21 protein-coding genes are annotated in these 22,714 nt (G+C 66.3%); 13 read left to right on the top strand and 8 right to left on the bottom strand.

What is annotated here, in order from left to right; all coding sequences use genetic code 11:
* Nucleotides 1-10 precede the first annotated feature (10 nt).
* From ACWIGM_RS11395 to ACWIGM_RS11380, 4 genes are all read right to left on the bottom strand, one after another.
* Entirely contained in the window at nucleotides 11-1,813 is a 1,803-nt protein-coding gene (locus ACWIGM_RS11395) for a gamma-glutamyltransferase family protein (protein WP_454026049.1), read from the bottom strand.
* A 23-nt stretch (nucleotides 1,814-1,836) separates the two neighbouring features.
* Nucleotides 1,837-2,706, bottom strand: a complete 870-nt coding sequence (locus ACWIGM_RS11390; RefSeq protein ID WP_454026048.1) for an ABC transporter permease — start codon at nucleotides 2,704-2,706, stop codon at nucleotides 1,837-1,839.
* The gene (locus tag ACWIGM_RS11385; protein WP_454026047.1) at nucleotides 2,706-3,650 is read right to left on the bottom strand and encodes an ABC transporter permease; all 945 of its coding nucleotides are present in this window, start codon (nucleotides 3,648-3,650) and stop codon (nucleotides 2,706-2,708) included. The genes ACWIGM_RS11390 and ACWIGM_RS11385 overlap by 1 nt, the downstream gene beginning before the upstream one ends.
* A gap of 70 nt (nucleotides 3,651-3,720) precedes the next feature.
* Nucleotides 3,721-5,226, bottom strand: coding sequence for an ABC transporter substrate-binding protein (locus ACWIGM_RS11380; RefSeq protein WP_454026046.1), 1,506 nt, complete (start codon nucleotides 5,224-5,226; stop codon nucleotides 3,721-3,723).
* A 350-nt stretch (nucleotides 5,227-5,576) separates the two neighbouring features.
* Between ACWIGM_RS11380 and otnK the strand changes: the two genes are divergently transcribed.
* From otnK to ACWIGM_RS11365, 3 genes are all read left to right on the top strand, one after another.
* Nucleotides 5,577-6,842, top strand: coding sequence for a 3-oxo-tetronate kinase (gene otnK / locus ACWIGM_RS11375; protein WP_454026045.1), 1,266 nt, complete (start codon nucleotides 5,577-5,579; stop codon nucleotides 6,840-6,842).
* An 84-nt stretch (nucleotides 6,843-6,926) separates the two neighbouring features.
* Nucleotides 6,927-8,255: a malonyl-CoA decarboxylase gene (locus tag ACWIGM_RS11370; RefSeq protein WP_454026044.1), complete on the top strand. Its 1,329-nt coding sequence runs from the start codon at nucleotides 6,927-6,929 to the stop codon at nucleotides 8,253-8,255.
* A 37-nt stretch (nucleotides 8,256-8,292) separates the two neighbouring features.
* A complete protein-coding gene (locus ACWIGM_RS11365; RefSeq protein WP_454026043.1) occupies nucleotides 8,293-9,822 on the top strand; it encodes a malonate--CoA ligase in 1,530 nt (509 codons plus the stop codon).
* Between the two features lie 148 nt (nucleotides 9,823-9,970).
* Here the strand turns inward: ACWIGM_RS11365 and ACWIGM_RS11360 are convergent, their stop codons facing one another.
* Together ACWIGM_RS11360 and ACWIGM_RS11355 are read right to left on the bottom strand one after the other, a co-directional pair.
* Nucleotides 9,971-10,735, bottom strand: coding sequence for an MBL fold metallo-hydrolase (locus tag ACWIGM_RS11360; protein ID WP_454026042.1), 765 nt, complete (start codon nucleotides 10,733-10,735; stop codon nucleotides 9,971-9,973).
* 228 nt (nucleotides 10,736-10,963) lie between these two features.
* Complete coding sequence (locus ACWIGM_RS11355) at nucleotides 10,964-11,518, bottom strand: NADPH-dependent FMN reductase (RefSeq protein ID WP_454026041.1); 555 nt, start codon at nucleotides 11,516-11,518, stop codon at nucleotides 10,964-10,966.
* A gap of 75 nt (nucleotides 11,519-11,593) precedes the next feature.
* Between ACWIGM_RS11355 and soxR the strand changes: the two genes are divergently transcribed.
* Entirely contained in the window at nucleotides 11,594-12,055 is a 462-nt protein-coding gene (soxR, locus tag ACWIGM_RS11350; protein ID WP_427364382.1) for a redox-sensitive transcriptional activator SoxR, read from the top strand.
* A gap of 6 nt (nucleotides 12,056-12,061) precedes the next feature.
* Here soxR and ACWIGM_RS11345 read toward each other — a convergent pair whose 3' ends face one another.
* Nucleotides 12,062-12,862, bottom strand: coding sequence for a creatininase family protein (locus ACWIGM_RS11345; RefSeq protein WP_454026040.1), 801 nt, complete (start codon nucleotides 12,860-12,862; stop codon nucleotides 12,062-12,064).
* A 284-nt stretch (nucleotides 12,863-13,146) separates the two neighbouring features.
* On the opposite strand from ACWIGM_RS11345, the gene ACWIGM_RS11340 reads away from it, so the two are divergent.
* From ACWIGM_RS11340 to ACWIGM_RS11330, 3 genes are all read left to right on the top strand, one after another.
* Nucleotides 13,147-14,175, top strand: coding sequence for an ABC transporter substrate-binding protein (locus ACWIGM_RS11340; RefSeq protein WP_454026039.1), 1,029 nt, complete (start codon nucleotides 13,147-13,149; stop codon nucleotides 14,173-14,175).
* A gap of 146 nt (nucleotides 14,176-14,321) precedes the next feature.
* Nucleotides 14,322-15,128 (top strand): ABC transporter ATP-binding protein, encoded by an 807-nt coding sequence (locus ACWIGM_RS11335; protein WP_454026038.1) that lies wholly within the window; start codon nucleotides 14,322-14,324, stop codon nucleotides 15,126-15,128.
* Nucleotides 15,125-16,006 (top strand): ABC transporter permease, encoded by an 882-nt coding sequence (locus ACWIGM_RS11330; RefSeq protein WP_454026037.1) that lies wholly within the window; start codon nucleotides 15,125-15,127, stop codon nucleotides 16,004-16,006. The genes ACWIGM_RS11335 and ACWIGM_RS11330 overlap by 4 nt, the downstream gene beginning before the upstream one ends.
* A gap of 13 nt (nucleotides 16,007-16,019) precedes the next feature.
* On the opposite strand, the gene ACWIGM_RS11325 is transcribed toward ACWIGM_RS11330, so the two are convergent.
* Nucleotides 16,020-16,910 (bottom strand): hypothetical protein, encoded by an 891-nt coding sequence (locus ACWIGM_RS11325; protein ID WP_454026036.1) that lies wholly within the window; start codon nucleotides 16,908-16,910, stop codon nucleotides 16,020-16,022.
* A 101-nt stretch (nucleotides 16,911-17,011) separates the two neighbouring features.
* Here ACWIGM_RS11325 and ACWIGM_RS11320 point away from each other — a divergent pair, with 101 nt between their 5' ends.
* From ACWIGM_RS11320 to ACWIGM_RS11295, 6 genes are all read left to right on the top strand, one after another.
* Nucleotides 17,012-18,199, top strand: a complete 1,188-nt coding sequence (locus ACWIGM_RS11320; protein ID WP_454026035.1) for an MFS transporter — start codon at nucleotides 17,012-17,014, stop codon at nucleotides 18,197-18,199.
* Between the two features lie 22 nt (nucleotides 18,200-18,221).
* Nucleotides 18,222-19,367 (top strand): MlaE family lipid ABC transporter permease subunit, encoded by a 1,146-nt coding sequence (locus ACWIGM_RS11315; RefSeq protein ID WP_454026034.1) that lies wholly within the window; start codon nucleotides 18,222-18,224, stop codon nucleotides 19,365-19,367.
* Between the two features lie 128 nt (nucleotides 19,368-19,495).
* Entirely contained in the window at nucleotides 19,496-20,212 is a 717-nt protein-coding gene (locus ACWIGM_RS11310) for an ABC transporter ATP-binding protein (protein WP_454026979.1), read from the top strand.
* Between the two features lie 12 nt (nucleotides 20,213-20,224).
* Complete coding sequence (locus ACWIGM_RS11305) at nucleotides 20,225-21,358, top strand: MlaD family protein (protein ID WP_454026033.1); 1,134 nt, start codon at nucleotides 20,225-20,227, stop codon at nucleotides 21,356-21,358.
* A 12-nt stretch (nucleotides 21,359-21,370) separates the two neighbouring features.
* On the top strand, nucleotides 21,371-21,964 hold the full coding sequence (locus tag ACWIGM_RS11300) for an ABC-type transport auxiliary lipoprotein family protein (RefSeq protein WP_454026032.1): 594 nt from the start codon (nucleotides 21,371-21,373) through the stop codon (nucleotides 21,962-21,964).
* 53 nt (nucleotides 21,965-22,017) lie between these two features.
* Complete coding sequence (locus ACWIGM_RS11295; protein WP_454026031.1) at nucleotides 22,018-22,656, top strand: hypothetical protein; 639 nt, start codon at nucleotides 22,018-22,020, stop codon at nucleotides 22,654-22,656.
* The last annotated feature ends 58 nt before the right edge of the window (nucleotides 22,657-22,714 follow it).

The following is a 22,714-nucleotide window of genomic DNA, read 5'->3' as shown; positions in this document are numbered from 1 at the left end:
AGGCTAATCCTCAGCGGCCGGCGGCGTAGGCCTGCATCAGACGTGGCGTCGCGGCGGCGCGCAAGAGGCCGTCGGCGCTCTTCTCGGCAGCGGTCAGACGCCCCACCGTCCAGGCCGGTGCCTTCTCGAGCTTGTGGCCGCGCCGGGTGAGCTCGGCCAGGACCGTCTCGCCGACGCTCTCCTCGACCGTGAGATGACCGGGGCGCGCCTCGCGCGGATAGAAGGTCGAAGGGAAATGCTGGGTATGGAACAGCGGCAGGTCGATCGCCTCCTGCAGGTTGAGGCCGTGATGCACCCGGCGCAGGAACATGCCGAGCTGCCATTGCTCCTGCTGGTCGCCGCCCGGCGTGCCGAAGGCGAGGCGCGGCTGCCCGTTCTCGAAGGCGATGGTCGGGGTCAGCGTCGTGCGCGGGCGCTTGCCGGGCGCGAGCGAGGAAGGCAGCCCCTCTTCGAGGAAGAAGGCCTGGGCGCGCGAGTTCAGCGGGAAGCCGAGCTCGGGGATCACCGGTGAGGATTGCAGCCAGCCGCCCGAGGGCGTCGCCGCGACCATGTTGCCCCAGCGGTCGATCACGTCGATATGCACGGTGTCGCCGCGCCGCGACGAGGAGACCATCGAGGCCAAAGTCGGCTCGCCGACGGTCGCGCCGCCCTTGGTGCCGTGCTGGCCGGCGATCCTGATATTGGCGAGCGCCTGCGCGACCTGGGCTTCGAAGCCGGCGACCACGCCCGGCCGGATTTCGAGCGAGGCCTCGTTGCCGATCAGCGCGCGCCGGCCGCGGGCATAGTCCTCCGACAACAGCGTCGCGAGCGGCACCTTCACGAAATCCGGGTCGCCGTAATAGGCCTCGCGATCGGCGAAGGCGAGCTTCATCGCTTCCGCGACATGATGGATGAAGTCCGGGCTGTCCGGGCCCATCGCCGAGAGGTCGAAGCCTTCGAGGATCTTCAGCGTCTGCAGGAAGACCGGGCCCTGGCCCCAGGGGCCGATCTTGAACACCTCCCAGTCATGATAGGTCACGCTCGCCGGCGCTTCGTAGTGCGGTGTCCAGCCGGCCATGTCCTGCGCGGTGAGCAGGCCCTTGTGCCTACTGCCGGTCGAGTCCATCGGCGCTTGCGTGCGGCAGAAGGCGTCCATCGCCTCGGCGACGAAGCCCTTGTACCAGGCATCGTAGGCGGCCTGGATCTGCTTCTGCCGATCGCCGCCGGCAGCTTCCGCCTCGGCGAGAATGCGCTTGTAGGTCGCGGCCGCTGCCGGATTGCGGAAGAGTTCGCGGCCCTTTGGAACATTGCCGCCCGGAAGATAAACGGCGCCCGAGGTCGGCCATTCCCCGGTGAAAAGGTCGCTCAGCCCCGCGATCGTGTCGGACACGCGCGGCAGCATCGGGTGGCCGTTCTCGAAATAGCCGATCGCCGGCTCCAGCACCTCGCGCAGGGGCAGGCGGCCATGGTCGCGCAGCATCGTCATCCAGCCGCCGAAGGCGCCGGGGATCACGGTCGAGAGCAGGCCATCGCCGGGGATGATGTCGATGCCGAGGTCCTTATAGGCCTTGATCGTCGCGGCCGCCGGTGCCGGTCCCTGGGCGCAGAGCACTTCGACCTTCTTTGTCTCGGCCGAATAGAACACCGCCGGCATGTCGCCGGCTGGGCCGACGAGGTGCGGCTCGACCACCTGCAACACGAAGGCGGCGGCGGCGCAGGCGTCGAAGGCGTTGCCGCCCTTTTCCAGCATCGCCATGCCTGAGGCGGTCGCGAGCCAATGCGTCGAGGTGACGACGCCGAAAGTGCCGAGGATCTCGGGGCGGGTGGTGAACATGGTCGGTTCCTTAGGCAGTAAGGTCAGGATTCTTTGGGATCGAGCGCGTCGCGCAGGCCGTCGCCGAGCAGGTTGAAGCCGAGGACCGCCAGGAAGATGGCGACGCCGGGCGCCACCGACATCCATGGCGCCTGCTCCATGAAATTCTTGGCGACGTTGAGCATCTGGCCCCAGGACGGCGAGGGCGGCTGCTGACCGAGGCCAAGGAAGGAGAGGGCGGCCTCGAGCACGATCGCCTGCGCCATGAACAGCGTCGACTGAACGATGATCGGCGAGAGCGTGTTCGGCGCGACATGACGGAACAGGATGTAGAGCTTGCCGCCGCCGATGGCGCGGGCGCCGTCGACGAACTCCTCGTTCTTGATCGCCAGCACCTGGCCCCGGACGAGGCGGATCAGGATCGGCGCGAAGGAGAGGCCGATCGCGATCATCGCATTGGTCAGTGATGGGCCGAGCACGGCGGCGAGCGCGATCGCCAGGATCAGGAAGGGGCAGGCCAGCAGCGCTTCGGTGATGCGCGAGATCACCGCGTCGATCCAGCCGCCATACCAGCCGGCGACGAGGCCGATCGGCACGCCGACCGCCAGCGCGATCGCGACCGAGATGATGCCCGCGAGCAGCGAGGCCTGAGCGCCGAAGATCAGCCGCGAGACCTGATCACGGCCGAGCTCGTCGGTGCCGAACCAGTAGAGCTCGGAGGGCGGCTTGCGGATGGCGAGGAAGTTCGACTTCAAGGGGTCGGCGAGCGGCAGCAGCGGCGCCAGCAGTGCCATCGCGACGAAGACGAGCACGATCAGGCCGCCGATCCGGGCCGAGCGGCTGCGCAGGAGCTTGCGCAGGGAACCGCGGCCCTGGAGGTTCGCCCCGGTGGCGCGGACGGTCAAGGCGCCCATCAGCTGTCCCTCAGGCGCGGATTGACGAGGATATAGAGGACATCCGCGAGGAGGTTCATGACGATGAAGCCGATCGCGGTGCAGAGAACGACGCCCTGGACGACGCCATAGTCGCGGTTGAAGACGGCATCGACGATCAGCTTGCCGAAGCCGGGGATGGTGAAGACCTGCTCGGTCAGCACCGCGCCGGCGAGCAATTCGCCGAACAGGATCGTTGACAAGGTGATGATCGGCACCAGCGCGTTGCGCAGCGCGTGCCGGTTGATCACCGCATCCTCGGCCAGCCCCTTGGCGCGCGCGGTCCGGACATAATCGGACTGCAGCACTTCGAGCATGGCCGAGCGGGTATGGCGCATCAATGAGGCTGCGAGCCCGCCGCCGAGCACGAAGGCCGGCATGATCAGCCGCTCGATCGCGCCGCGCGGATCGCTGAAGATCGATTCGAAGCCCGAGGCCGGCAGCCAGCGCAATTCGACCGAAACCAGCAGGATCAGCATGATCCCGAGCCAGAAATGCGGGACCGAGAGGCCGAACAGCGCGACGGCGCTGGCGGAATAGTCGGCGATGGTATCCTTGCGCCGCGCCGCGATGATGCCGGCGGGGATGCCGATGCCGACCGCGACGAGCATGGAGGCGACGGCGAGCTGGAAGGTGACGCCCAGCTTCTGGATGATCAGCCCGAGCACCGGCTCGCCGGTACGCAGCGAGCGGCCGAAATCGCCCTGGATCACCTGGCCGAGCCAGGCGAAGAACTGCACCACGATCGGGTCGTCCAGCCGGTAGATCTGGCGCAGGCGCGCGATCACCTCGGGGTCGCGCTCTTCGCCGGCGATGACCAGGAACGGATCACCCGGCAGCGCACGCTGCAGGGCGAAGACGAACAACGACACCAGGAACAGCGTCGGGATCGCGATCGCGAGGCGTCGGCCGATCAGGGCGAGCATGGCTGCCGGCCACCTTGACGAGGCACGGAGAGAGCGGAATTGCCGCGCTCTCTCCTGTCGAGTGGTATCCTCACGACCGCTTCAGCCCCGAGAGCCTGATCATCCCGTCGGGATTGATCACGAAGCCCTGGATGTTGGAGCGCAGCGCGAAGAAGACGGTCTGGTTGTAGAGATAAACGATCGGCAGCTCGTCTTGCAGAATCTTCTGCGCCGCGTCATAGCGCTTCTTGCGCTCGGCGACGTCGTAGATCGTGCGGGCTTCGTCGAGCAGCTTGTCGACCTCGGCATTGGAGTACTTGCCGTCGTTCTGGTTGCCCTTGGTCGTCACGAACGGATGGATGTTGCCGTCCGGATCGATGCGGCCGGACCAGCCGATCCGGCTCATCTGGAACTTGCCCTGCTGCTGGTCGCGCAATTGGCTGGCGAATTCGCTGGAGCGGATCTGGATGTCGATCCCGGCCTCCTGCGCCATCGCCTGGATCACCTGGCCGAGCTGGGCGTCGACCGGGTTGTTGGTGACGAAGAGCTCGACGCTGACCTTGCTCTGCCCTGCTTCCTTGAGCAGCGCCTTGGCCTTGGCGACGTCGCGCTCCGGCACGGGCAGAGCGGCGGAGAGATACTGGTTGCCCGGGTTGAAGGGCTGGTTCATCGGCGCATAGAGCCCCTCGAACACCACCTGGCTCAGCACCTTCCGATCGATCGAGAGCGACAGCGCCTGCCGGACCCGCTTGTCCTTGCCCATCGGCTGATTGGCGGCGTCGGTATGGTTGGTGTTGATGGTGATGCCCTGGTAGCCGAGATTGGCCGTGCTCTGGACCTTGAGGCTCTTGTCGCCCTGCGCCGATTTCACGTCGGTCGGCGCCAGCCGTTCCAGCATGTCGAGCTCGCCGGCACGTAAGTTGGCGAGGCGGACCGTGGTATCGGGAATGGCGCGGTAGACGATCCGGTCGAACTGGTATTTGTCCGCTTCCCAGTGCCCCTTGAACTTCTCCAGCACGATCCGGTCGTTCTGGACGCGCTCGACGAATTGGTAGGGGCCGGAGCAGACCGGCTTGGCGGTGATGTCGGGGCCGAGGCTCTTCGGCGAGAGCATCATGCCGGCGCGGTCGGTGAACTGCGCGAGCAGCGTCGCATCGGGTCGCTTCAGCTTGAAGACGAGTGTCGCCGGATCGGGCGCGCTGACGCTGTCCACTGAGGCGAGCTCCGATTTCCGCAGCGAATCCGGCAGCGTCATCGCCCGTTCGAGATTGGCCTTGGCTGCCTCGGCGTTGAAGGTCTCGCCGTCATGGAACTTGGCGTCGCTGCGCAGCTTCATCGTCAGCGTCAGCCCGTCCTCCGAGAATGACCACTCGGTCGCGAGCCGCGGGATGATCTTCAGCTCCGGATCGATGTCGACGAGCCGGTCGCACAGCCCCATGAAGACGATGCGGCCGACGAAGGTGCGGGCCTTGTGCGGATCGAGCACATCGGGGTCCTCCTGCAGGCCGATGCGCAAGGTCGACGGTGATTGAGCCTGGGCCGGAAGTGCGGCGAGGCCGAGCAAGGCCGCCGACGCCAGCAGGACGATACGTTTCATCGCTGTTCCCCTCATCGTTGTTTGGCTTTGACCTGGGCCCGTTGCTCGAGGCTCCAACGCTCTTGCGGCGATCCGGGAGCTCCGCGGGTCATTCTCACTTGGTCCCATTCGGTACCAAGCTGGCGCATTTTGCGGTGATCGTCGATAGGGCTTTCCTTGCCCTGCCGAACTTGGCCTGGAACATTCCACGCCGCTGCGACTGGCGCAATGGATACAATGTGACGGCAGGCGGCGCTCTTGCATGGCTGTGACGCGACTCGGGTCTGTCGCCGCACAGTCTGGTTCTGGTATGCAAGATTTTCGCCGCGGATCGCTCACATGTTCGCGGGGACGCAAGGAAAGGTCGAACGATGCTGCTGGGTGTGATTGCCGACGACATGACGGGCGCGACCGATGTCGCCCTGATGCTGAACCGCGCCGGGATGCGGACGGCCCAGGTCATCGGTGCGCCCGCTGCCGGCGCAAAGCTGCCCGAGGCTGATGCCGTCGTCGTCGCGCTGAAGTCGCGCACCAATCCCGTGGCCGAGGCAGTGGCGGATTCGCTCGCCGCCTGCGAGGCGCTGCTGGCGGCTGGCGCACGGCAGATCCTGTTCAAATACTGCTCGACCTTCGACTCGACGGCGCAGGGCAATATCGGCCCGGTCGCAGATGCGCTGATGCAGCGCCTCAATGCTCATCAGGCGATCGTCTGCCCGGCCTTCCCGGCCAATGGCCGCTCGATCTTCAACGGCTACCTCTTCGTCGGCGAGATGCCGCTGCATGAGAGCTCGATGAAGGACCACCCGCTGACGCCGATGCGGGATTCCAACCTGATGCGGCTGATGGCTGCGCAGACCGACCACAAGGTCGGGCTCGCCTCCTACGCGACCGTCAACCAGGGCGCTGCCGCCGTGCGCAAGCGCCTGGCCGAGCTGGCGGCGGACGGCGTGCGCTACGTCGTCACCGACGCGCTCGACAACGGCCATCTGATGGTGCTCGGCGAAGCCATTTCCGACCATGTCCTGCTGACCGGCGGCTCCGGCATCGCGATGGGCCTGCCCGAGAACTTCCGCAAGGCGGGGCTGCTGCCCTGGCGCGAGACCGCGACGCATCTCTCGGCACCGACGGGCCGCGCCGGCATCATCTCCGGCAGCTGCTCGACCGCGACGCGCGGCCAGATCAAGGCTGCGCTCGCGGCCGGCATTCCCGCGCTCAAGGTCGACCCGCTGGCGCTGTCCGACGGCAGGCAGACGGCGAAGGAACTGGCGGACTGGGCCCTGGTTCAGCCGGTCGACAAGCCCTTCCTCGTCTATTCCAGCGATGATCCGGCCGAGGTCGCATCGGTGCAGGACAAGCTCGGCCGCGACAAGGCCGGCGAGATCGTCGAGCATGCCTTTGCCGAGGTCGCACGGCTTCTCAACGCCGGCGGCGTCACCCGTCTGCTGGTTGCCGGCGGTGAGACCTCCGGCGCGGTCGTGCAGGGTCTTGCCATCCGCACCCTGGAGATCGGCCCGGAGATCGATCCCGGCGTGCCCTGGACCCGCGTCGTCGACGGGCCGGAGATGGTGGTGGCGCTGAAGTCGGGGAACTTCGGCGCGCCTGATTTCTTCCTCAAGGCCTGGGGGCTGTTGAAGTAGCGCGATCGTGTCGCGGCGGCCCGCGTTTGCACTGCGGCAAACTCGTATAGGATGGGCGGTGCAAGCGAGGCTTTGGGGGTGCAGATGGCGTTTCTTGGCGATCTCCTGACCAGCGTCGCCGATCGCGGCCGGGCGTTGATCAATTTCGAGCGTTTCGCCTCGAACCGCCGGCGGCCGCTCGACAAGCTCTGCGAGGATCTGCTCTCGGGACGCGGCGAGGCCTCCGGCATGGCGCTGGCGCAGGCCGTTTTGGAGGATTGGGAGCGGCTCGACGAGGCTGGCCGGCTTGCCTTCTTCCGACTATTGCAGGAGCGCTTCGGCCCTGATCGCGAGCGGCTCGACGCCGCTCTGGAGAGCTATCGCAACAATCCCGACGCCGAGGCGATCGGCCAGCTCCATCTCGCTTCCGAGCCGCGCCGGCAGGAACTGTTCCGCCGGCTCAACCTTGCGCCCGGCGGCACGCATGTGCTGGTGCGCATGCGCGAGAGCCTGTTCGAGGCGATGAAGGAGGAACCGGAGCTCAAGGCGGTCGATGCCGATTTCCGGCATCTGTTCGGCTCCTGGTTCAATCGCGGCTTCCTGGTGCTGCGCCGCATCGACTGGACCACGCCGGCCAACGTGCTGGAGAAGATCATCCGCTACGAGGCGGTCCACGCCATCAAGGACTGGGACGATCTGCGCCGCCGGCTCGAGCCGGCCGACAGGCGCTGCTTCGCTTTCTTCCATCCGCAGCTGATCGACGAGCCGCTGATCTTCGTCGAGGTCGCGCTGACCCGCGAGAGTCCGAGCCGGATCGTCGACGTGTTGAGCGAAGCGCGCGAGGTGCTGCCGGCCTCCTCTGCCACGACGGCGGTGTTCTATTCGATCTCGAATTGCCAGGAGGGCCTGCGCGGCATCTCCTTCGGCAACTTCCTGATCAAGCAGGTCGCGGAGGATCTGAAGCGGGAACTGCCTGGGCTCGACGTCTTCGTCACGCTCTCGCCGGTACCCGGCTTCGCGCGCTGGCTCGGGCCGGCGCTGGCGGAGCCGGCCGAGCTCGGCCTGACCAACGAGGAAGCGGCACTGCTGATGCAGGCTCCGGCCGAGGCCGCGGTGCAGGACGAGGTCACCTACGCCCGCCGCGACAAGCTGCTGGGCCAGATGATGGCGCAGTACATGCTGCGGGCCCGGACTTCGTCAGGACGGGTGATCGACCCTGTCGCCCGCTTCCATCTCGGCAATGGCGCGCGGCTGGAGCGCATCAATGTTGGCGGCAACCTCTCGGACCGCGGCCTGCGCGAGTCGCATGGCGTCATGGTCAATTACCGCTATGAGCTCGACGACATCGAGACCAATCACGAGGCCTTCGCCACCCGCAACACTGTGGTCGCCTCCTCCTCGGTGAAGAAGCAGTTGCGGCCGGCGACCAAGTGACCAAAGACAATGGAAACGCCTGAAAGGACCCGAAATCATGGGCAATTATCTGTTCGACCTGATCAAGGCCCGCATGCCGGCGCCGACCGCGCCCTTCGCGTTCCTGGATGACGGCCGGACCTATACCTACGCCGACATGGTCGCGGTCTCCGCCCGCTTCGCCACTGCGCTGGTGGCGCTCGGCGTCAAGCCGGGCGATCGCGTCGCCGTCCAGGTCGAGAAGAGCATCGAGGCGCTGATGCTCTATCTCGGCACGGTCCGGGCCGGTGCGATCTTCCTGCCGCTCAACACCGCCTATACCCCGGCCGAGATCGAGTACTTCCTCGGCGATGCCGAGCCGGCCGTCTTCGTCTGCGATCCCGCCAAGGCGGAGGCGCTGAAGCCCTTCGCGGAGAAGGCCGACGCAAAGCTTGAGACCCTCGGCGTCGGCGCCGGCAGCCTGCTCGACAAGGCCAATGCCGCCTCGGGCGAGTTCATCGATGTCGCTCGGGGTGCCGATGATCTCGCCGCCATCCTCTACACCTCCGGCACGACCGGGCGCTCCAAGGGCGCCATGCTCAGCCATGACAACCTTGCCTCGAATGCGCTGGCCCTGGTCGATTACTGGCGCTTCAGCAAGGGCGACGTGCTGCTGCACGCGCTGCCGATCTTCCACACCCACGGCCTCTTCGTCGCGACCAATGTGATCCTGTTCGCCGGTGCGGCGATGATCCTGCTGCCGAAGTTCGATCCCGAGCAGGTCTTCAAATACCTGCCCAAGGCGACCAGCATGATGGGCGTGCCGACCTTCTATGTCCGCCTGCTCCAGGACCAGCGGCTCTCGAAGGAGGCGGTGAAGCATATGCGCCTCTTCGTCTCCGGCTCGGCGCCGCTGTTGGCCGAGACGCATCGCGAATGGCGTGAGCGCACCGGCCACGCCATCCTCGAGCGCTACGGCATGACCGAGACCAATATGAACACCTCGAACCCCTATGACGGGGAGCGGGTGGCGGGCACGGTCGGCTTCCCGCTGCCGGGGGTGTCGGCCCGCGTCACTGATCCCGAGAGCGGCAAGGAACTCGCCCGCGACGAGATCGGCATGATCGAGGTCAAGGGCCCGAACGTCTTCAAGGGCTATTGGCGCAATCCCGAGAAGACCAAGGCTGAGTTCAGGGCCGACGGCTTCTTCATCACTGGCGATCTCGGCAAGATCGACCCGGCCGGCTACGTTCACATCGTCGGGCGCGGCAAGGACCTGATCATCACCGGCGGCTACAACGTCTATCCCAAGGAAGTCGAGGCCGAGATCGACGAGATGCCGGGCGTGATCGAGAGCGCCGTGATCGGCTGCCCGCATCCGGATTTCGGCGAGGGCGTCACCGCCGTGGTCGTGGCGAAGGCTGGTGCGGACATCTCCGCCGCCGGTATCGCCAAGGCGCTGGAGCAGCGCCTCGCCAAGTTCAAGCAGCCCAAGCAGGTCTTCGTCGTCGCTGACCTGCCGCGCAACACCATGGGCAAGGTCCAGAAGAACCTGCTGCGCGAGCAGTACAAGGACATCTACGCCAAGCAGCTGAAGGCTGGGGAGTAGGGCCCCCGTTTTCCCCTCCGGTCGTCCCGGGCGACCGGAGGGAGACCCGGGACCCATTCCTGAACCTTGTTCGGAAAGGCTCCGGAATGGATCCCGGATCGGCGCCGCTGACGTGGCTTGTCCGGGATGACAGGGGTTTATTCAGGCCTCAGGCGTGCACGGACGCCTTCAAGTCGATCGTCTCGCCGTCGGCCGGGATCAGCAGCCGGTCGCGGCCGATGCCGCGGGCCTCGGCCGCTTCGCGCAGTGCCTGCCGGCTGACGCTGGCATGGTCGAGTGCTTCCATATGGACGGCGACGATCGTCGCCTGCGGCGCCTGCTCGGCAAGGTCGAGCGTCTGCTGCGCATCCATGACGATCAGCGTGCCGTCCCAGAGCGCGCCGCAGGAATGGGTGACGATCACATCGGGTTCGGCCTTGGCGACGGCTTCCTGCAGCGGCGGGTAGAGCACGCTGTCGCCGCACCAGTAGACTGAAGGTTCGCCCGGCGCTTCCAGGGTGAAGCCCATCACCTTGCCCATCACCTCGACGACCGGCCCGGTGCCGTGCTGCGCCGGCTGCGGCTTCACCACGATCGTACCGATGCGGACGAAATGGTCGAGCGGCTCGACATTGGTGAAGCCGGCCGCCCGGATCGCCTCCTCGTTGCCGGGCTGGCAGATCAGCGGGATGTCCTTCGGGATTCGCGCCTTGGCGACCTCGTCGAAATGGTCGGCATGGAGATGCGAGACGATAACATGGTCGACCCCGGCGAGGATCTCCTCGATCGGCTCGGGCAGGTCGACCATCGGGTTCTGCGACTTACCGGCGATCGAGCGGCGGCTCAGCTTCTCGCCGAAATCGGGATCGATCAGCAGGGTCTTGCCGGCATAGCTCAGCTTGAGCAGGGCATTGCGCAGGAGTTTGAGCTGCATGGCGGCTCCGCAAATAGAGGGATCGGTTCGCCCGATCCTTCCCTGGATGCCGTCGCCGCGACCAGTTCGAATTTGTGAAGCAAACTGCATCGCGGCGTTAGGTGCTTGCGTTTTCGGGGAATTTTTCCCTCTATCGTCGATCAGCTATTGAGTTTGCCTCCGACAGGCTCCTGACACGAGAACATCTCTGCCGACGAGTTGCCGATCTCGTGTCGAGCCGGGTGCCACTCAAGCCGCAAACTGGCCGTAAGGCACGGTGTTTCGCGCCGTCCTGAGCGCGCTCGCCCACCAGTGGAGCTGTCCGAGCATGGTCGCCATCGCCCGTTCGGCCCGGTCGGCGTCCCGTAGCCGGCCCGTCTCGTCGAACTGGTCCCAGGCATTGGCGAAGCAGACCCCGTCGCGGATCGTCGCCGCGTGCAATTCGGCGAAGACGAGGCGCAGTTGCTCGACGGCGCGCAAGCCGCCCGAGATGCCGCCATAGGAGACGAAGGCGACCGGCTTGCCGCGCCATTGTGCGCCGGTTCCGTCGATCAGCGCCTTCAGCGGAGCGGGGAAGCTGCGATTGTATTCGGGCGTGACCACGATGAAGGCATCGGCCCGGCCGAGCCGTTCGGTCTGCTCGGCGAGGTCATGCGCGCCGGGGTCGACGCTTTCGACCGAGAACGGGCCATCGCCCTCGATCTGCGCGATCGTCCAGCCAGCGACCTTGGTGCAGAGGCGGCCCTGGCGGGTGCTGCCATAGATCACGGCGACCTTGATCTGGGGGATGAGCGGGCGATGCATGGGAAGGCTCCGGAGGGCTGGCGGTGCAGCGGAGCGATCTCTATAAGACCTCAAGTAAGGTTAAGGTCAAGCGCCATGAAGCACCCCGCCCGCAATCCCTTCGCCGACGATCTCAGTGTCGGCCAAGTGGCAAGCCGCAGCGGCATCGCGGTCTCAGCGCTGCACTTCTACGAGGCCGAAGGGCTGATCCGCAGCCGCCGCAACGCGGGCAACCAGCGCCGTTATCCGCGCGAGGTGCTGCGCCGCGTCGCGATCATCAAGGTCGCGCAGCGCACCGGCATTCCCCTGAAGACCATCCGCGAGGCTTTCAAGGCGCTGCCGCAGGAGCGCACGCCGACGGCGGAGGACTGGAGCCGACTCTCGGCCGCCTGGAAGGAAGAGCTGGAGCACCGCATCGACCGGCTGACGCGCCTGCGCGATCATCTCACCGACTGCATCGGCTGCGGCTGCCTTTCGGTGAGGAGCTGCCCGCTGCACAATCCCTGGGACGAGCTAGGCAAGCAGGGCGCCGGGCCGAGATTGCTCGATCCGGATTGACGCGAGTCAGCTCGCCTTGTGCAGCTTCGCCAGCGGAAACCGCGCCACATCCGCCAGCAATTCGACGAAGCCACTAGCCTGGAACTCGGCCGTCGCCTTGCCCTTTTCGGCGGTGGCGAGGCTGGCATCGCCGGCCGCGCCGGACGGGTGCACGTCCTGCGCCATCCAGGCGAAGGGATGCGCGCCGGTCGGCCGCAGCCATTTATAGCTCTCGTCGGCCATCTCGACCGTGCGCGGCACGAAGCGGCCGGCCTGGCTCATGTCGACCAGATCGGGCCGGAAATGCAGCATCAGCGAGGTCTCGATGTCGCCGGCATGGATGCCATGTCTGGCGTCCATCTCGCCATAGAGCTCCAGCGGCAGGCCGAAATTGCTCCAGGAGGTCGAGACCGCGAACATACCGTGGCTGACGCGCAGTTCGCGCGCCACAACCTTCATCGGGTCGACATTGCCGCCATGGGAGGTGACGAGCACGAGCTTGCGCAGGCCGGCGCGCTTCACGCTCTCGCCGATCTCGATCCAGCTGCGGATCGCGCTTTCCCAGGAGATCGTCAGCGTGCCCGGCGAATGCAGGTGCTCGTTCGACTTGCAGACCGCCTGCGTCGGCAGCACCAGCACGTCGAGCCCGGCCGGCACCTGCGGCATCGCCAGCGCCAGCATCGCGTTCATCACGGTGGTGTCGACCGAGACCGGCAGGTGCGGTCCGTGCTGCTCGATCGCGGCCAGTGGCAGCACGGCGATGGTCGCTTCGGGCGAAAGCCCGGCGAAGTCGGTGGTCTTCAGGTCGCCCCAGAAGCGTGCGGTCATCGTCTTGAGATCTCGTCGGTCAGGCTGCGGGCCGGGCCCGCGATTCGCGCCTGCTGCCTCAAGGCGGCAGGATCACGCAGCATAGTGGCCGGAGATGACGAGGGAAGGGCGGATGGCACGCGCTTGCCATGCGGGCTGGAGCCTCGTCGGCAAAGCCTGTCTGTGCGAAAGCCGGCGGCGACCCATTTCCAGCGGCCCATGGGCCGTGGCATACAAGCTGCTTGCCGGGCGCGATATCGCGCAGCCTGGCGACAGGTTTGCGACATGATGGAGGGGGTTCTGCCATGACGATGAAATATCGCCTCGACCGGCGCGCGGCGCTCGGCCTGCTCGGCGGCTCGGCCGCCTCGGTGCTGATCCCGGTGCCCGGCGCGCGCGTCAACGCGCAGACCCTCGACAAGGTCAGCTACCAGACCAACTGGCGCGCCCAGACCGAGCATGGCGGCTTTTATCTCGCCGCCGCGAACGGCATCTACAAGAAGTACGGCCTCGACGTCGACATCCGCCCCGGCGGCCCGCAGCAGAATCCGACCCAGCTCCTGCTCGGCGGCCGGGTCGACATGATCATGGGTAATTCGCTGGAGGCGCTGAGCTTCGCGCAGGAGAACCTGCCCTTCCTCTGCATCGCCTCGATCTTCCAGAAGGACCCGCAGGTCCTGATCTCGCATCCCGGCCAGGGCAACGACTCGCTCGCCGCCCTCAAGGACAAGCCGATCCTGATCGCGGCGCAGGCCCGCGTCGGCTTCTGGCCGTTCCTGAAGCTGAAATTTGGCTATCGCGACGAGCAGATCCGGCCCTACACCTTCAACATGGCGCCGTTCCTGGCCGACAAGAAGCTAACGCAGCAGGGCTTTTTGTCCTCCGAGCCCTTCGTCATCCGCAAGGCCGGCGTCGAGCCGGTCGTGCATCTCCTCGCCGATGCCGGCTTCGAGAACTACAACACGACGATCACCATCTCCCGCAAGATGGCGCAGGAGAAGAAGGAGGTCGTGCAGCGCTTCGTCGACGCGACGGCCGAGGGCTGGGCCGAGTACATGAAGGGCGGCGCCAACATCGCCGCCGCCAATGCCCGGATCCTGAAGGACAATCCCGACATGGATCAGGAGAAGATCGACTACGCCCTCAAGGTGATGAACGAGAACGGCATCGTCGCCTCGGGCGATGCGAAGACGCTCGGTATCGGCGCCATGACGGATGCGCGCTGGGCGAGCTTCGCCAAGACCATGACCGAGGCCGGCGTCATCCCTGCCGGGGTCGACGTGAAGAAGGCTTACAGCCTCGAGTTCATCAACAAGGGCGTCGGCAAGCCCTGAGAAGGTAGCGGGTCATCCCGGACAAGCCGCGTCAGCGGCGCTGATCCTGGATCCATGCCGGAACGGTTCAGGCATGGATCCCGGGTCTCCCTTCGGTCGCCCGGGATGACACCCACTTATAGACGGCAAACTGGATCATCAGGCCTTTGGACACAGCCTATCTGAGCACACCCCATGCCGTACGTCAGACTGGCGCCGAGCCGCTGGTCTCGATCCGGCGGGTCTCCAAGCAGTTCGCCAACGGCACGATCGCCGTGCGCGACGTCGATCTCGACCTCGGCACCGGCGAATTCGTCAGCCTGCTCGGCCCCTCCGGCTGCGGCAAGTCGACCCTGCTGCGCATGGTCGCCGGGCTGGGTAGCCCGTCTTCCGGCACGATCGACTGGCCGGGCGCAGGCGGGGACAAGACGGAACGCGATCTTGGCTTCGTCTTCCAGGATCCGACGTTGATGCCCTGGGCCAATGCCCTCTCCAACGTCATGCTGCCGCTGGTGCTGAAGCACGTGCCGAAGCGGGAGGCGCAGGAGCGCGCCGCCGAGATGCTGGCGCTGGTCGGGCTCAAGGGTTTCGAGAAGTCCTATCCGCGCGAGCTTTCGGGCGGCATGAAGATGCGGGTCTCGATCGCGCGCGCTCTGGTGATGCGGCCGAAGATTCTGTTGATGGACGAACCCTTCGCCGCGCTCGACGAGATCACCCGCCACCGCCTCAACGACGACCTGCTGAATCTCTGGTGGCGCGAGCGCTTCACCGCCGTCTTCGTCACCCATTCGGTCTTCGAATCCGTTTATCTCTCGCAGCGCATCGTGGTGATGGCGGCACGGCCCGGCCGCGTCATGGCCGATCTCGACGTCTCCGCGCCCTATCCGCGCGACGAACTGTTCCGAACCTCGCCCGAATACGCCCATCTCTGCCGGCTCGCCTCCGGCAAGCTCAAGGAGGCGATCGGCGCATGAACTCCTCGTCCCCTGCAACTGCGGTGCCGCATGACGGCACCGATGCAGAAGCCCGCCCGCTCACCGTTGCCGAGCCGACCATCCTCGGCCTGCCGGTCAGCTTCTGGCCACGCATCCTCGCGCCGATCGCGGTCGGCATCCTGGTGCTCGGGCTCTGGGAGTTCGCCGTGCGCTGGAACGAGGTGCCGTCCTATGTGCTGCCCGGGCCGCTTCTGGTCGGCCAGACCCTGATCGCCGACTGGGGCACGCTCTCGGCGTCGCTCTGGATCACCCTGCGCATCACCTTCATGGCGCTGGCGGCAGCCGTGATCGTCGGCGTCGCGCTCGCCGTGCTGTTCACCCAGTCGAAATGGCTGGAGATGGCGCTCTTGCCCTATGCGGTGATCCTGCAGGTGACACCGATCGTCGCGATCGCGCCGCTGATCATCATCTGGGCCGGTGACATCAACCTGTCACTGCTGATCTGCGCCTGGATCGTCGCCTTCTTCCCGATCCTGTCGAACACCATCCTCGGGCTGAATTCGGCCGACCACAACCTGATCAACTTCTTCCAGCTGCATGGCGCGACGCGCTGGCAGATGCTGCGCTATCTCAAGCTGCCGGCGGCGCTGCCCTATTTCCTGGCGGGGCTGAAGATCTCGGGCGGGCTCGCGCTGATCGGCGCCGTCGTCGCCGAGTTCGTGGCAGGGACGGGTGGTTCGGAATCGGGATTAGCCTACCGCATCCTCGAGGCCGGCTATCAGCTCAAGATCCCGCGCGTCTTCGCCGCGCTGCTGATGATCTCGCTCTCGGGCATCGCCATCTTCCTGGCGACCAGCCTGATCTCGCATCTGCTGCTGCGGCGCTGGCACGAGAGTGCGCTGAAGCGCGAGAACTGAGCGCGGAGAGGACCTAGCCGAAGAAGCGCAGCCGGTCTTCGACCGGCAGCGAGCCGATCGCCCGCAGATCAGCTTCCGAATAGCTGAATTCGATACGGGCCGAGCTGGCTGGCGCCGGGATGGAGATCGTCTCGGCCGCTGCCCCGACATCGGTGAACGCGATATCGTCCTCGGCGGCCTGGATGCTGCTGCGTCGGCGATAGGGCTGCGCTGGCAGCCGCAGGCCGGCCTCGTTCAGGGGCGCGCGCTGCTGCGTGCCTGCCTCGACCACATCGATGTCGCCGGGATCGGTCGCTGCTCTCGGGGCGAGCGGGTTGCGGGCCTCCGTCGGTGCGGCGGGGACTTGCGGCGGCGCGTCGACCAGGGCGAAGCCGGTATCGTCTACGGCTGCCCGCAGGCTCGCATCGAGCATGGCGATGGTGTCGGCGACCTTTTCGATCTGATTGGCGCCCGCCTCGATCACCGTGGTCGCGCCGTAGATCTCGGTCGCGCGTCGGTCGAGCCGGTCGCAAAGGTCCGGCTCAGATCCCGACTCGCGCAGCGTCCAGGCGATTTCCTGGATCGCTTCCGCCGACTCCAGGATGCCGGATGCAGTCTCCTGAATGCGGGCCGACAGGCGCGAGGAACTGCCGCTGACTCCAGCGCGGTCGAGGTCGTCGCGCAGTTCGGCGATTGCCCGCGCCGTTTCCGAGAGGTCCGGGGCAAGCTCCGTCGCCGCCATGGGAACGGTGCAAAGGCGCTCGAGACGGGCGATGGCCGACAGCACCATCTCGGTGTCGGCCTGCCGGTTGCGCCTCGCATACTCGGCCAGGAACCAGCGACCGCGCCCCGTTTCCATCACGGCGGCGGCAATCGCGTCATAGTCGGCCGCGCTCAGCGGTGATAGCGAACGCGCGTCGCTCATGGCCAGGCTGCTCTCCATGGGCTGGCCGAATCGCGTTTCGCCGGCCGAAGATGCCCCCTGCGAACTTGCTGATGATTCTTTAAGAAATCGCTGCCACGGGCATGTCACCGCCTCTCCGGTCCGGATTATCGCGCCTGCTGGCTGTGCGCCTGTCGCTCATGCACGCGCTGAATTTCCTCGGTGTCGGCTTCTATCTGCCGTTCTTCCCGGTCTGGCTCGGCTCCAAGGGGCTCAGCGATGTCGACATCGGCTACGTCCTGGCGATCCCGATCCTGGTCCGCGTCTTCGTCGCTTCATCCGTGACCGGCCTCGGTGACCGGTTGCGCCCGAACATCCTGCTGGCGCTGCTCAACGCGCTGGCGGCAATCATCTATTTCGCTCTGGCGCAGCAGGCGCAGCTCATCCCGATCGCGGTGCTGACCGCGCTGAGCGCGATCGCGTTGTCGGGCGTGGTGCCGCTCGCCGATGTCCTGACCACCGAGCAGGTCAAAGCCGGGGCGCTGAAGGATTATGGCCGCGTCAGGCTCTGGGGATCGGTGACCTTCGTGCTCTCGAACCTTGCCGGCGGGTACCTGATCGCGCGGTACGGTGCCTGGCTGATCCCGTTCGTCCTCGCCGGCAGCAGCTCGCTCGCGGCGCTCGCCGCCCTGCAGGCGCCCTCGCCGCCGGGCGGAGGCTCGCCGACGATCCGGCAGGGCACATCTCCTGCCGGTTTCAAACTGCCTTTCTGGCTCGCGGTCGGCGCGGCGGCCTGTGTCAACGCCACCCATGCGGCCCTCTATGCCTTCGGTTCGCTGCATTGGCGCAGCCTCGGCTTCAGCGACCAGGCGATCGGCTGGCTCTGGGCGGTCGCGGTCCTTGCCGAGATCGTAGTCTTCCTCGTCGCCGGCAGCATCGCGGCACGAGGCCTCGCCGGACTGCGCTGGATCGCGCTCGCGGCGGTGGCGGCGGCGCTGCGCTTCGGGATGATGAGTGCTGATCCCGATCTCGCCTTTACCTTCCTGCTGCAGCTCCTGCACGGCGCCACTTTCGGCTGTGCCCACCTCGGCTCGCTGGCGGCGCTGTCGGCGCTCGCTCCGGAGGCCCGGCGTGCGGCAGCGCAGGGCCGCCTCGTTGCTGCCGGCGCACTGGCGATGGGGCTCACCACAATTTCCTCCGGCTATCTCTATCGTCTGTTCGGGCCGGGCGTGTTTCTCGCCATGGTGCCGGTCGCGCTGTTGGGCCTGGCTCTGGCGGCGCTTGCCATCCTTCGGGCGCGCGGCGATACAGGCCGTGGGGGCCGAATCTGAGTGTGGGAGCGGGCAATCCGTCATGGCTGTCGTCGACGACGCTGAGCCGCAGGCGGTCTATCGCGATGATGGCGGCGTTCTCGTCGTGGCGCTGGCCGGGCGCTGGAGCGTGGGACGAGCGCCGCGTCTCGAGGCCCTGACCAGCGAGCTGGTCGAGCGCATCGGCAGCGTGCGCCAGGCCCGACTCGATCTGTCGGCGATCGAGCGCCTCGATACGCTCGGCGCCTATCTGCTCGGGCAGGTCAAGCAGGAAGGCGAGGCGAAGGGGGCTTCGGTCGAGCTGACCAGCCGCCGCCCCGAGCACGAGGTGCTTCTCGCCGAGGTCGAGCGCGACGTCACCGATTATCATCCGCCGGTGCACCCGATCGGGCTGGTCACCGTCCTCGTCGATATCGGCCAGGGCGTCACCCGCTTCGGCCGCGACCTTGCCGGCGGCGCCGTCTTCCTCGGCGAGGTGATGGCAGGTTGCGTCGGCGCCCTGTTCGGCCCGCGGCGGTTCCGTGGGCCGTCTCTGGTCAATCAGGTCGAGCTGATCGCCTTCAACGGCGCGCCGATCATCGTCCTGATCTCGTTCCTGGTCGGCTGTATCGTGGCGCAGCAGGGCATCTTCCAGCTCCAGCGCTTTGGGGCCACCGCCTTCGTCGTCAACCTGACCGGTATCCTCGTCCTTCGCGAGCTCTCGGTGCTCCTGACCTCGATCATGGTCGCCGGCCGCTCGGGTTCCGCCTTCACGGCCGAGATCGGCTCGATGAAGATGCGCGAGGAGATCGATGCGCTGCGGGTGATGGGGCTCGACCCGATCGAGGTGCTGGTGGTGCCGCGCATCCTGGCGCTGATCATCGCGCTGCCGATCCTGACTTTCATCTCGGCCATGTCCGGTCTCGTCGGTGCCGGTCTGGTGAGCTGGCTCTATGGCGGCATCGGCCTCGACACCTATCTCGAGCGCCTGAAATCCGTGATCACCTGGCAGCATTTCGCCGTCGGCCTCATCAAAGCCCCGTTCATGGCGTTCGTGATCGGCCTGATCGCCTCGATCGAGGGTCTGGCGGTCAAGGGTTCGGCCGAATCGCTCGGGCATCAGGTGACGGCGTCGGTGGTGAAGGCGATCTTCATGGTCATCGTGGTCGACGGGCTGTTTGCGATGTTCTTCGCCTCGATCCGGATGTGAGGGGCGGAGTGATGCTCGACAGGCCCTCTCAGACTGGTCCGCGCGGCCCCCAGGGTGCGGCCGGGCCTGAGCCCGAGGCGGTGATTCGCGTCCGTGATCTCAAGGTCGCCTTCGGCGACAAGGTGATCATGGACGGGCTGGATCTCGACGTGATGCGCGGCGAGATCCTCGGCTTCGTCGGCGGCTCCGGCCAGGGCAAGTCGGTGCTGACGCGCACCATCCTCGGCCTCGTGCGCAAGCAGCGCGGCACGATCGAGGTCTTCGGCGAGAATGTCGACAAGCTCGATCCGGGCGGGCGGCGCCGGCTCGAACGCCGTTTCGGGGTGATGTTCCAGCAGGGCGCGCTGTTCTCGGCGCTGACCGTCAAGCAGAACATCCAGGTGCCGATGCGGGAATATCTCAAGCTTTCGCCGCGCCTGCTCGAAGAACTCGCCATGCTCAAGGTCGAGATGGTGGGCCTGAAGCCCGATGCAGCCGACAAGGTGCCCTCGGAGCTCTCCGGCGGCATGATCAAGCGCGCGGCGCTCGCCCGGGCCTTGGCGCTCGATCCCGAGATCGTCTTCCTCGATGAGCCGACCTCGGGCCTCGACCCGATCGGCGCCGCCGAGTTCGACGAACTGATCATGACGCTGAAGCAGACTTTGGGCCTGACGGTGTTCATGGTAACCCATGACCTCGACAGTCTCTATGTAGCTTGCGACAGGATTGCCGCCTTGGCGGACAAGCGTGTCATCGCGGTCGGTCCGCTCGCCACCATGCTGGCTTCCGATCATCCCTGGCTCAAGGCGTATTTCGGCGGCGAGCGCGCGCGTGCCCGGCTGCCGGCCGATCAAACGAGGACGTGACGGACGCTCGCGATGGAATCACGTGCGAACTACGCCCTGGTAGGCCTATTCACCCTCGCCGTGATCGCGGCGATGTTCGGCTTCGTTTACTGGTTCGGCAGTGGCGGCGGCGGCCGCAAGCAGGATGTCCGGGTGATCTTCACCGGCACCGTGACCGGCCTGGGGCGCGGCTCCAGCGTGCTCTTCAACGGCCTGCGCGTCGGCGAGGTCAAGCAGATCGGTTTGCAGCCGGATGACCCGCGCCGCATCTTCGGTGTGATCGAGGTCGACAATACGACGCCGCTGCGGATCGATACCCGCGCTCGCATCGAGGCGCAGGGGCTCGCCGGCGTCGTTGCATTGCAGCTGATCGGCGGCGAACCCGACGCCGCCGTGCTGCAGGCCAAGCCAGGCGAACCACTGCCGACCATCGTCGCCGAGCGTTCCGAATTTCAGGACATCATCGAATCGGTCCGCAACGTCGCCAAGAAGGCCGACGAGGTGCTCGGCAACCTCGATGGGCTGATCAAGACCAACTCCGGCTCGATCACCAACACCGTCCGCAATGTCGAGAAGTTCTCGCAGGCGCTCGGCGACAACTCCGGCAACATCGACAAGCTGATGTCGAGCTTCGGCCAGATCGCCGATACGATCGCGCCGCTCTCGCAGAAGCTCGGCACGCTGAGCGAGGAGCTGACCGGGGTCGTGCGTTCGGTCGATCGCGCCAAGATCACCGGCATCATCGAGAATGTCGACAAGTTCACCGCGGCGCTGGGTGGGTCCAGCAGCGAGGTTTCCAAGGCGGTGAAGGACGTCGCCTCGATCACCGACAAGCTCAACCGTGCCGCCGATCAGGTCGAGGGCGTGCTCAAGGCGGCGCAATCCTTCCTGAACACGCAGGACGGGCAGGGCGCTTTCGCCGAGGTCGCCAGTGCCGCGAAGTCGATTCGGGCGCTGGCCGACAATCTCGACAAGCGCACCGCCGAGATCACCACCGGCATCAACCGCTTCACCGGCCCGGGCCTGCGCGACCTCGAGACACTCGCCTCCGATGGCAAGCGTACGCTCGGGGATCTCAACCGCGTGCTGCGCAATGTCGAGCGCAATCCCCAGCAGTTCATCTTCGGCGGCCGCGCGCCGCTTCCCCAATACAGCGGATCGCGCTAGCTCGATATGACCATGCCGATTCTGCCCCCGCTGTTTCGTGGTCGTCTGCGCGCCCTGTCCGTGGCGTTGGCAGGCTCGTTGCTGCTGGCGGGCTGCGGCGGCGGGGCGGCGCCGACCACCTATGATCTCTCCGCACCGCGCGATTTCGGCCGCATCGGCGGGGGCGGCGGCGTGCTGATCGTCGCGCAGCCGACGACAGTGCAGGCACTCGATTCCGATCGGCTGATCGTCAAGGATTCGAGCGGCGCGCTCTCCTTCCTCGGCGGGGCGCAATGGGCCGACCGGGTGCCCAATCTGGTCCAGACCCGCCTGATCCAGACCTTCGAGAACGGCAGCCGCATCGCCGCCGTCGGCCGGCCGGGCGAACGCATCGTGCCCGATTTCCAGCTCAACACCGACATCCGCGCCTTCAATATCGACGCCGCCAGCGGCCAGGCCGTGGTCGAGATCACCGCCAAGCTGATCGGCGATCGCACCGGCAAGGTCCAGCGTGCCAAGCTGTTCTCGGCACGCGTGCCGGCGGGCGCCGAAGGGGCAGCGGCGGCGCAGGCCCTCGACCAGGCCCTGTCGCAGGTGCTGATCCAGATCGCCCGCTGGGCGCGCTGATAAGGCAAGATTGGCCTCTAGCAGACGGTGGCATCTACGATCGGGCGAAGGAAATGCCCAGCAATCACGATCTGGATGCGCTTGCGGAAATGGCCAATGCGGCAGATGTCGCGTGTTTGTCGCGATATTGCCACCTCCGAGCGAAGGGCCTCCGGAAAGAGGCGATGCGCGCGCTTGCAGATTTCCTCGACGGAGCGACTGAGCTGGCATCCATCGACCGGCGAGCTTTCGTTCTGGCATTGACGGAGCATCGCAAGGCATTCTCGGACCCACACCTATGCTGTCCGGAGCCGCTCGTGATGCGGCTGATTCTGCCAACGCTCAAGGAGTGGCTTCAGGCTGATCCGGTTTCGGCGACCGCTCATTTTTTGCTTGGAACATACAGTTTCGGGATCGCCACGGCCGCTGTCGGAGAGACGCCGATGGAGTGCTTCCGGAAGGCAATTGCGCTCGATCCGAAGCATCAAGGCGCACGCACCGCCTTCGTGGACCTCGTGTCAAATTGGGTCAGCTACGCTCAACACGAGCTGCCATTCGGCTACATCGGACCTGCCGAAGAGGATGTGATGGCGCTGCAAGAAGCCCTCTTCGTTCTGCGAGGTATCGACAAAACACCGCAACGCTCCGAAGCCGAAGACGAGCTTCGGAGCATGCTCGGGCAAGCGGAGAGATGGCTAGCGTCTCGAGCTTGAGCAGACGAAAACAAAAAAGAGGCCACTCTTTCGAGCGGCCTCTTTTGATATGAGCGGG

The sequence above is a fragment of the Allobosea sp. NPDC055332 genome (assembly GCF_053645455.1).
This window is presented reverse-complemented; position numbering and strand designations above follow the sequence as displayed.

Excerpts from the sequence above, each read along its gene's own strand:
- ACWIGM_RS11330 (WP_454026037.1), top strand. The coding sequence starts at position 15,125 with ATGAACTCCTCGTCCCCTGCAACTGCGGTGCCGCATGACGGCACCGAT.
- ACWIGM_RS11385 (WP_454026047.1), bottom strand. The coding sequence starts at position 3,650 with ATGCTCGCCCTGATCGGCCGACGCCTCGCGATCGCGATCCCGACGCTG.
- ACWIGM_RS11340 (WP_454026039.1), top strand. The coding sequence starts at position 13,147 with ATGACGATGAAATATCGCCTCGACCGGCGCGCGGCGCTCGGCCTGCTC.
- ACWIGM_RS11360 (WP_454026042.1), bottom strand. The coding sequence starts at position 10,735 with ATGCAGCTCAAACTCCTGCGCAATGCCCTGCTCAAGCTGAGCTATGCC.
- ACWIGM_RS11325 (WP_454026036.1), bottom strand. The coding sequence starts at position 16,910 with ATGAGCGACGCGCGTTCGCTATCACCGCTGAGCGCGGCCGACTATGAC.
- ACWIGM_RS11305 (WP_454026033.1), top strand. The coding sequence starts at position 20,225 with ATGGAATCACGTGCGAACTACGCCCTGGTAGGCCTATTCACCCTCGCC.
- ACWIGM_RS11390 (WP_454026048.1), bottom strand. The coding sequence starts at position 2,706 with ATGGGCGCCTTGACCGTCCGCGCCACCGGGGCGAACCTCCAGGGCCGC.
- ACWIGM_RS11320 (WP_454026035.1), top strand. The coding sequence starts at position 17,012 with ATGTCACCGCCTCTCCGGTCCGGATTATCGCGCCTGCTGGCTGTGCGC.
- ACWIGM_RS11295 (WP_454026031.1), top strand. The coding sequence starts at position 22,018 with ATGCCCAGCAATCACGATCTGGATGCGCTTGCGGAAATGGCCAATGCG.
- ACWIGM_RS11355 (WP_454026041.1), bottom strand. The coding sequence starts at position 11,518 with ATGCATCGCCCGCTCATCCCCCAGATCAAGGTCGCCGTGATCTATGGC.
- ACWIGM_RS11300 (WP_454026032.1), top strand. The coding sequence starts at position 21,371 with ATGCCGATTCTGCCCCCGCTGTTTCGTGGTCGTCTGCGCGCCCTGTCC.
- ACWIGM_RS11345 (WP_454026040.1), bottom strand. The coding sequence starts at position 12,862 with ATGACCGCACGCTTCTGGGGCGACCTGAAGACCACCGACTTCGCCGGG.
- ACWIGM_RS11315 (WP_454026034.1), top strand. The coding sequence starts at position 18,222 with ATGGCTGTCGTCGACGACGCTGAGCCGCAGGCGGTCTATCGCGATGAT.
- soxR (WP_427364382.1), top strand. The coding sequence starts at position 11,594 with ATGAAGCACCCCGCCCGCAATCCCTTCGCCGACGATCTCAGTGTCGGC.
- ACWIGM_RS11380 (WP_454026046.1), bottom strand. The coding sequence starts at position 5,226 with ATGAAACGTATCGTCCTGCTGGCGTCGGCGGCCTTGCTCGGCCTCGCC.
- ACWIGM_RS11370 (WP_454026044.1), top strand. The coding sequence starts at position 6,927 with ATGGCGTTTCTTGGCGATCTCCTGACCAGCGTCGCCGATCGCGGCCGG.
- ACWIGM_RS11310 (WP_454026979.1), top strand. The coding sequence starts at position 19,496 with ATGGACGGGCTGGATCTCGACGTGATGCGCGGCGAGATCCTCGGCTTC.
- ACWIGM_RS11365 (WP_454026043.1), top strand. The coding sequence starts at position 8,293 with ATGGGCAATTATCTGTTCGACCTGATCAAGGCCCGCATGCCGGCGCCG.
- otnK (WP_454026045.1), top strand. The coding sequence starts at position 5,577 with ATGCTGCTGGGTGTGATTGCCGACGACATGACGGGCGCGACCGATGTC.
- ACWIGM_RS11395 (WP_454026049.1), bottom strand. The coding sequence starts at position 1,813 with ATGTTCACCACCCGCCCCGAGATCCTCGGCACTTTCGGCGTCGTCACC.